Raw genomic sequence first — 8,095 nt, 5'->3', positions numbered from 1 at the left:
GGCTTGATGGTCTTGAATCGGAACACTGCTGCTAAGCTTATCCACAATTGCTGGGGCAAAAATCAGCAATCCGTCCTGGGTCAATTTTCAATCGGCAGGGTGGGTCAGTTTTAAATCAGCGCCAACAGTCTGGAGCGATTGATCGGGGGATGGATCTGTTCTGGAAGTGTCATGACCGACGTGCTCATTTTTTTGTTGTCAGTAACAACAAGCTAGCGCCTTCCTTTGGTTATCGTCAACCGAGAGATCGGTGTTGACGCTTTCGGGATACTAGGATTATTGTTGCAGCTAACAACTAATTTGTGACGGTTATGACGAAGCGTAAAAACGATCAGTTGACTCAGGATTCCGAGGACCTGTACGAAGCGTTGAATCAGTTGGTTCGCGTCCATCAGTTCCGTGATCGTGATCGGATTTGCTGTTACGACGTATCGGTCACCCAATGCTATGCCGTCGAGACGCTGGTCAAAAGGGGCGCACTGCGCCTTCAGGTTTTGGCCGAAGAAATGTTCTTGGACAAGAGCACGGCGAGTCGCGTGATCGATACCCTGGAACGCAAGGGGTATGTGTCACGTGTTGAGGATGATGAAGATCGGCGTGCGGTGCGAATCCAGGCAACGGATGCTGGGCGTGAGCTATACGAGAAAATCAGAGCTGACCTGATTGCAGAGGAGCGAGCGATGATCGAGAACCTGTCAGCTGAAGCCAGACAGGGAGCGCTGAGTTTGCTCAGGCAGATCACGCGGGCCACGGAGATTCGCTGCGGGCTCGTGAATGAGTGCTGCCCAGCCGTGAAGAGCAAGGAATGAAAGGGAAGAACTTCCCTTTTTTTGCCAATAATGTTGTTACTACCAACGTAATGGTGCTCCAACAATGCGAGTTCGTTTAGCTGAAACTAAAGACACTGTTTCAATAGCCGCCATCTACAACCAGGGGATCGAGGAGCGTAGCTCTACGTTTGAAACGACTCCTCGAAGCCCGGCAGACATGCTTGATCGCATCAACTCCATGGAGCGCTATCCAGTGTTGGTCATGGTCGATGAGACGGATCAGGTTGTTGGATGGGCAGGACTCAGTAGTTATCGCGCTCGTGCCTGTTACGACGGCATTGCGGATTTTTCCATTTACCTAGATCGCAGTGTTCGCGGCCAGGGGCTCGGTAAGCAGTTACTTCAGGCACTGCTGAAAGAAGCCGAAGCTCGCGGATTCTGGAAAGTCCTTTCACGCATTTTTACCTTCAATCACTCCAGCCTCGCATTGTGCGAAGCCTGCGGTTTCCGCCAAGTGGGGGTGTATGAAAAACACGCCTGCCTAGAAGGACGTTGGCTCGACTGCGCGATTGTCGAGCGCCTGTTCGCGAACAATCAGCCAACCTGAAGGAGTCGATCATGGATAACACTCACCTTCCCGTCGCCATAATCGGTGCAGGCCCAGTGGGCCTCGCCGCAGCCGCTCACCTGCTGGCCAGAGGTCTCATTCCGCTGATTCTGGAGGCTGGCCCGAAAGTGGGGTCCAGCATTGAAGAATGGGCGCATGTGAAGATGTTCTCTTCGTGGCAGTTCAATGTGGACAAGGAGGGGGCCAATCTTCTGCTGGCCGATGGTTGGACTCCACCACCGGAGAACGAGTATCCAACGGGTGGTGAACTGCTGGACCGGTTTGTTCGACCTCTCGCGGACCTCGAACATATCAAGCGTCGCTTGCAGCTCAATACCCGTGTTCTAGCAGTCACTCGCGCCGGTCACGATGTGATGAAGACCCAGGGCAGATCGGCAGCTCCTTTTTTACTGCGTGTCGCAGCGCCAGCGGGTGAACAGGATGTGCTTGCCAGTGCTGTCATTGATGCCTCGGGCACCTACCTGACACCAAACTGGATGGGCGCCCATGGCATCCCAGCCTTGGGCGAGATCGAGCATGCAGCGCACATTGCGTACGGCATTCCGGAGGTGCTGGGTCGTGCGCGGAATCGCTATGCCAACAAAAGAGTGCTGGTGGTGGGTGGTGGTCACTCCGCGTTTAACGCCCTACAGGATCTGGTGCGTCTGATTCAGGAGGCACCGCAAACCAAAGTGCTCTGGGCGATCCGGGGTAATTCTCTTGAGCGCATTCTGGGTGGTGGTGCGAATGATCAATTGGAAGAGCGCGGAAAGCTCGGCCTGAAGATTCGCCAATTACTGAATGACGGCGTAATCGAGCTGTTCAAAAACGTCGCTATCGATCAGGTTGTAGGCAATGGCCAAGGGTTGGTTGTGAAGGCGGGAGACCAGATACTTCCACCTGTGGACCAAATCATTGTGGCGACCGGATTCCGACCTGACATGAGCCTGCTCGCCGAGTTGCGTGTCGCACTTGATCCCGCAACTCAAAGCGCAGTGTTGCTCGCTCCAATGATCGATCCCAACGAGCACAGCTGCGGTACGGTCAGACCTCATGGCGCGATAGAACTTGCCCATCCTGAAGAAGGTTTGTTCATTGTGGGGATGAAGAGCTATGGTCGGGCGCCTACGTTCTTGTTGATGACGGGGTATGAGCAGGTGCGGTCTGTCGTCGCCGCATTGGCGGGTGATTGGGATGCGGCCAAGAGGGTTGAGCTGGTTCTCCCGGAGACCGGCGTATGCAACTCGGACTTCGATGAAATCGATGATCGCTTGAAGGTTTCGGCAAGTCGGACGTCTTATTGCGGCAATGGAGGGGCGACTTCTGATGATGCACCACGTAGCTCGCCAAGTTGCTGCAAAGGCTAGTGCACATCAACCAAGACTTGCCCCCTGCGACGGGGTGAGTAGGTCCACGTGTTTATTTCTTCAGCGTGCTCAGATCGTGCGAGATACGTCCGCCCGTATGCATTCGAGCTGACCAGTCATTGCGTTGCATCTGATAACGATTGCATCGGATTGACCAGCACCTTTCGTGATCATGATCGGCAAAAACAGCCGTTCACCGCTGCTCGCGCAAATCCCCGTGCATCTAGCTAACCTCGCCAAAAAATTCTAATTATTAAGGACGGCTTTTCAAGATCTCGGATCAAGTATAATGTAGCAGTAACTACAAAATAATTAGTAATATCTACATGAATAATTGGCTGGCATTGATTCTCGGTTTACCCACCGCTAACGCCACCGAGCGCATGCGAGCCTGGCGTGCTTTGAAAGCATCAGGCGCAGCAGTTTTGCGCGATGGTGCCTATCTGTTGCCTGATATCGGTGTCTGTCGTGAAGCTCTGGTAGCTGTTGAGCGCGACATCCTGTCCATCAACGGCACTGCTTACATCCTGCCTGTGGTCGATCCGGATAGTGAACGCTTTATCGAGCTATTCGACCGTAGCGATGATTACAGCAAGCTACGCGTAGAGATCGAAGAGTGCCGTGGACAACTCAATCCCGAAAACGCATTGGCCACCACCAAACAAGTTCGCAAACTGCGTAAAACCTACGATCAGCTGACCAACATCGATTACTTCCCAGGTAAGCCGAAGCAGCAGATTGACTCAGTCTTGCAGGAGCTTGAGACGGCCGTCAGCAGAGCGTTATCTGCGGATGAACCCCATAGCCGATACCAGCTTATAACGGCACTGAACCGTGGCGACTATAAGGGTCGTGTTTGGGCAACCCGTAAGCGTCCGTGGGTTGACCGTCTGGCTTGTGCCTGGTTGATTCGGCGCTTCATCGACCCCCAAGCCAAGATCCTCTGGCTCAACAGCCCAACAGACTGTCCAGCAGATGCCTTGGGTTTTGATTTCGATGGGGCGACCTTCAGTCATGTCGGCAATCGCGTGACCTTCGAAACCTTGCAAGCCAGCTTTGAACTTCAAGAGCCCGGCCTAAACCGCATTGCCGCGCTAGTCCACTACCTCGATATCGGCGGCATTCAGCCGGTGGAGGCTGCCGGCATCGAGCGCGTGCTGGCAGGACTGCGCGAAACCATTACCCACGACGACCATCTGCTGGCAACTGCCAGTGCCATCTTCGACGGCTTGCTCGCCGGGTTTGTGAAAGAGGAACAACCCCATGAGTAAGGTTTCCGCATTGGGAGTTGACGAGGATTTGGCGAGGCCTGAGCCGATCAGTTTGCGTGAGGCGTTCTGGTTCTGGCTGAAGCTCGGCTTCATCAGTTTCGGCGGGCCAGCAGGGCAGATTTCGATCATGCACCAGGAGCTGGTAGAACGGCGGCGCTGGATCTCGGAACGACGCTTCCTGCATGCGCTCAACTACTGCATGTTGCTGCCAGGGCCAGAGGCTCAGCAGTTGGCGACCTACATCGGTTGGCTGATGCATCGAACCTGGGGCGGAGTAATTGCAGGGGCATTGTTTGTGCTGCCCTCGCTGTTCATCCTGATCGCTCTGTCATGGATGTATATCGCCTTCGGCGAAGTGCCGGTGGTAGCCGGACTCTTCTATGGGATCAAGCCCGCCGTGACCGCCATCGTGGTGCAGGCAGCCCATCGGATCGGCTCACGGGCATTGAAGAATAATTGGCTGTGGGCGATAGCGGCGGCGTCATTTACCGCGATCTTCGCGTTCAATATCCCTTTCCCGCTGATCGTCTTGGGGGCCGCGTTAATCGGGTATGTCGGAGGGCGTCTGGCGCCTGAGAAATTCAGAGTCGGGGGCCACAGCACCGCCAAAAAGTCCTTCGGCCCGGCCTTGATCGATGACGACACCCCATCCCCGGAGCATGCCCGGTTTAACTGGTTGAATTTGGCATCGCTCGCACTAATCGGCGCCGCGTTATGGGCATTGCCGATGGGGATCTTGACCGCACTCTTTGGCTGGGAAGGTACCTTGACCCAGATGGGCTGGTTCTTTACCAAGGCCGCGTTGCTGACTTTCGGCGGGGCCTACGCTGTGCTCCCGTATGTTTACCAGGGCGCGGTCGGTCACTACGGTTGGCTGACCCCGACACAGATGATCGACGGGTTGGCTCTAGGGGAAACCACCCCGGGACCGCTGATTATGGTGGTAGCCTTTGTCGGTTTTGTCGGAGCCTATGTCTCGCAAGTGTTCGGTGCCGATCAGGTGTTTCTGGCTGGAGCCGTCGCAGCCTCTCTGGTGACCTGGTTCACCTTCCTGCCTTCGTTCCTGTTCATCCTCGCTGGCGGCCCGCTGGTGGAGTCGACCCATAACGAACTCAAGTTCACTGCACCGCTGACCGCTATTACAGCAGCGGTGGTTGGAGTGATCCTCAATCTGGCGTGCTTCTTCGGCTATCACGTGCTGTGGCCAAAGGGCTTCAGCGGCACCCTCGACTGGCCCTCTGCACTGATCGCCATTGCCGCGGCGATTGCCTTGTTCCGCTTCAAGCGGGGCGTCATTCAGGTGCTGATGGCTTGCGCGCTCGTCGGCTTGGCGGTGCATCTGCTGCGCTAGAGAGCACGAATTGATTAACTGTCTCTGGCGGGCACTGGGTCTGCCAGATCACCCAGCCTACTGAGCTAGGCAGGAGGTGTTCCATGAGGTGGATTACCCGTGAACGACCCAAGATCGACCGCATCGCCTGCCCCTGGCTGATCACTCGCTTTATCGATCCACAGGCTGAGTTTTTATATGTGCCTAGCGGTGATGTGCTGCGGATTGCAGCGGAGAAAGACGCAGCCCCCTACGACATTCCCGGCGTTGAGTTTACGCATGAGGGCGAGTTGTGCAGCTTCGACGCGTTTCTGAAGAAGTACCAGCTCAGTGAGCCCGCCTTGCAGCATCTGGCCAAAATCGTACGCGGGGCAGACACCTCTCGCCTGGATCTGACGCCGCAATCAGCTGGGTTGTACGCCATCTCGTTGGGGCTATCGCAGTGCTTTACAAACGACCATGAAATGCTGACGCACGGTCTGATTATGTATGACGCACTCTATGCCTGGTGCAAGGAGTGCCAAGGTGAATCGCATAACTGGCCTCCGCAGATGTGAAGAGGCCCGTTTGTGCAGAAGCCCAGACTAGAGCTGGGCTTTTTTACATTAGTGGCAGTGGTAGTCATTCGTTTTGTGGTTGCGATGGCAACCTTTTGCATCAGTGCCACCGCTATGCGCGTAAGCAGCCACGGACGTCATCGAAAGGACGGCGGCGATCAGAAGGGCAAATAGTTTCATCAGGCTAACTCCATGCTCATGTTGTTTTTAGGGTGAGTTCTCTCATCCTAAGCATGGTATGGCCAGTTGCCTCTATTTAATACTCGACTATCGCATTATGCATTTAGGCCTATCCAACCATGGGTGCCCACGTAAAGGCCAACTCCAATGATCAGCGCGCTGGACAGGTAAGGTGCACGACGAGCAACGGTGCCCAGCCATGGCCAACGGTTGGAAGCCTGTCTAGCGCCAATGGCCGCAGCAGCACCCACAGCCACCAAGGTGATCGCCAAGCCGATGCTGAAGCACAGGACGAGCATGCCCCCAAGAGCAACTTCTTTAACCTGAAGGCACAGCAGCAGGACGGTAATCGCAGCAGGGCACGGAATCAGCCCCCCAGTCAGACCGAACATGACGATCTGGGCAGTAGTGACCTCACGGTTGGTGAAGCGTTTACGGATATCGTTGGCATGCGCACGTTCATGCGCATCCTGATAGCCGTCAATCGACAACTCCAGACCTTCCAGTTCGGAATGCGCATGCCCGTGATCATGTTCCTGGTACTCCAGGTCATAATCATGGGAGTGGCCCGAATGCCCAAGACTCAAGCGAGCACTGAACTCATGAGGCTCGGGAATATCGACTGCCGACTCCAGGAAGCCTTCGCGCTCGACGAAAGAGAATGATTGCGTGCTGCCGTCCGGACGAGTCGTCATCAGGCGAATATCCGAGGCAGCCCAGGCGTGTCCGGTCAGTGTTTTCAGGCGCCAGTGCGGTGGCATGCCTTCTTCGAAGATCGACAGTTCGACACGGCCATGGCCGGTATCGATTCGGTGGGTTTCATCATGGTGACCATGGTCATGCGCGCCGTGGTGGTGATCATCACCTTGCTCGAACTTGAACATCTGCTCACCGCGCCAGGTACGCCACAGCATCCAAAGCGCAATCACGATGATCAGGGCGGAGGACGCGAGTTGGAAGTACGGCTCTGTGGTCTCGGCATCCAGACCTTGGCCCAGGTACATGCCGCCGATGGCGACCAGCCACACTACAGCGGTGTGCGACAGCGTCGCGGCCAAGCCCAACAAAACGGCCTGTTTTACTGAGCCGCGGATGGCCACGATGAAGGCCGCCATCATGGTTTTTGAATGGCCCGGTTCCAGACCATGCAAGGCACCGAGCAGAATAGCGCTCGGAAAATACAGCCAGGCGTGAGCCCCACCTTGTTGCAGCAGTTCAGCGAAGTTGGGCATGTCAGACCTAGAGGTACTTGGTAATTTGTTTGAACGCTTCCAATGGTGCGCGCTCGCCATTGTTCAAGGCCGAGACGGTGTCCTCCAGGCAGTGATCGATGTGATCCTGAATGAGCGTGCGCTTGGCTTGGCACACCGCTTTTTCAACAGCGTGTAGCTGCTGGGCGATGTCCACGCACTGACGACCCTCTTCGATCATGGTGATGATGCCGCGTAAATGGCCGTCTGCCCGCTTGAGACGCTTGATGATCGCCTCGTGACTTTGGTGGGTGTGGGGATGGCTGTGTTCGTGTTCGTGCTCACTCATGACTTGAGCCTCAGGCCTCATTGAATTACGCTGGCATCCTATCCCCCCTAGGGGGATATGGTCAAACGCATCGAATCCCTACAAAACGAGTTGAAATCCGAACGCTATGTTCAGCAGAACACTGACAACAACGGTGGTAATCGCGCTTGCTCTCGCCATGTTTGTGGCCTGGGCCGGGCATACCTATACGTTGTCGGTAACGTCGAAACCGCCTGCCTGGGAGATTGCGCAAGACGCCCATCACTCCCATGAAGAGCAAGCCGAGATGTCGTGTGCGAGCTGCTCGGATCACTATCACTCGCCGTTGACCCCTGATCATCAGCACGAAACGCCACAGTTGACCTCCGCGTTGAGTTTGGCCACTCAGCCAAAGCTCTCTATGCAGGTCGATGCGCCACGCTATTCCGTTCCCCGTGCTCCGATTTTCTTGATCGAGCGACCACCGCGTCCTTCGTTTGCATCTTGACCATGGCC

9 protein-coding genes are annotated in these 8,095 nt (G+C 55.7%); 6 read left to right on the top strand and 3 right to left on the bottom strand.

The window, feature by feature from the left end; all coding sequences use genetic code 11:
* Nucleotides 1–311: 311 nt before the first annotated feature.
* The 6 genes from FIV38_RS22045 (at nucleotide 312) to FIV38_RS22020 (ending at nucleotide 5,902) form a co-directional block, all read left to right on the top strand.
* Entirely contained in the window at nucleotides 312–809 is a 498-nt protein-coding gene (locus FIV38_RS22045; RefSeq protein WP_092238472.1) for a MarR family winged helix-turn-helix transcriptional regulator, read from the top strand.
* A 64-nt stretch (nucleotides 810–873) separates the two neighbouring features.
* Nucleotides 874–1,377 carry an arsinothricin resistance N-acetyltransferase ArsN1 family A gene (locus FIV38_RS22040; protein WP_092238475.1) on the top strand — a complete coding sequence of 168 codons (504 nt, stop codon included), beginning with the start codon at nucleotides 874–876 and terminating at the stop codon, nucleotides 1,375–1,377.
* 11 nt (nucleotides 1,378–1,388) lie between these two features.
* Complete coding sequence (locus FIV38_RS22035) at nucleotides 1,389–2,744, top strand: NAD(P)-binding domain-containing protein (RefSeq protein WP_092238478.1); 1,356 nt, start codon at nucleotides 1,389–1,391, stop codon at nucleotides 2,742–2,744.
* Nucleotides 2,745–3,070: 326 nt separating this feature from the next.
* Complete coding sequence (locus FIV38_RS22030; RefSeq protein WP_092238481.1) at nucleotides 3,071–4,015, top strand: chromate resistance protein ChrB domain-containing protein; 945 nt, start codon at nucleotides 3,071–3,073, stop codon at nucleotides 4,013–4,015.
* The gene (gene chrA / locus FIV38_RS22025) at nucleotides 4,008–5,366 is read left to right on the top strand and encodes a chromate efflux transporter (protein WP_092238484.1); all 1,359 of its coding nucleotides are present in this window, start codon (nucleotides 4,008–4,010) and stop codon (nucleotides 5,364–5,366) included. The genes FIV38_RS22030 and chrA overlap by 8 nt, the downstream gene beginning before the upstream one ends.
* 83 nt (nucleotides 5,367–5,449) lie before the next feature.
* Nucleotides 5,450–5,902, top strand: coding sequence for a chromate resistance protein ChrB domain-containing protein (locus FIV38_RS22020; protein ID WP_092238487.1), 453 nt, complete (start codon nucleotides 5,450–5,452; stop codon nucleotides 5,900–5,902).
* 48 nt (nucleotides 5,903–5,950) lie between these two features.
* Here FIV38_RS22020 and FIV38_RS22015 read toward each other — a convergent pair whose 3' ends face one another.
* From FIV38_RS22015 to FIV38_RS22005, 3 genes are all read right to left on the bottom strand, one after another.
* A complete protein-coding gene (locus FIV38_RS22015; protein ID WP_249043018.1) occupies nucleotides 5,951–6,043 on the bottom strand; it encodes a YHYH domain-containing protein in 93 nt (30 codons plus the stop codon).
* 134 nt (nucleotides 6,044–6,177) lie between these two features.
* Nucleotides 6,178–7,314, bottom strand: a complete 1,137-nt coding sequence (locus FIV38_RS22010; RefSeq protein ID WP_092238490.1) for a nickel/cobalt efflux protein RcnA — start codon at nucleotides 7,312–7,314, stop codon at nucleotides 6,178–6,180.
* 7 nt (nucleotides 7,315–7,321) lie between these two features.
* On the bottom strand, nucleotides 7,322–7,621 hold the full coding sequence (locus tag FIV38_RS22005; protein ID WP_069557030.1) for a metal-sensing transcriptional repressor: 300 nt from the start codon (nucleotides 7,619–7,621) through the stop codon (nucleotides 7,322–7,324).
* Between the last annotated feature and the right edge of the window lie 474 nt (nucleotides 7,622–8,095).

The organism is Pseudomonas proteolytica (assembly GCF_007858275.1).
GTDB classification, from domain to species: domain Bacteria; phylum Pseudomonadota; class Gammaproteobacteria; order Pseudomonadales; family Pseudomonadaceae; genus Aquipseudomonas; species Aquipseudomonas proteolytica.
Note: the sequence above shows the minus strand (reverse complement) of the source record. Positions and strands in the feature narration are given on the sequence as shown.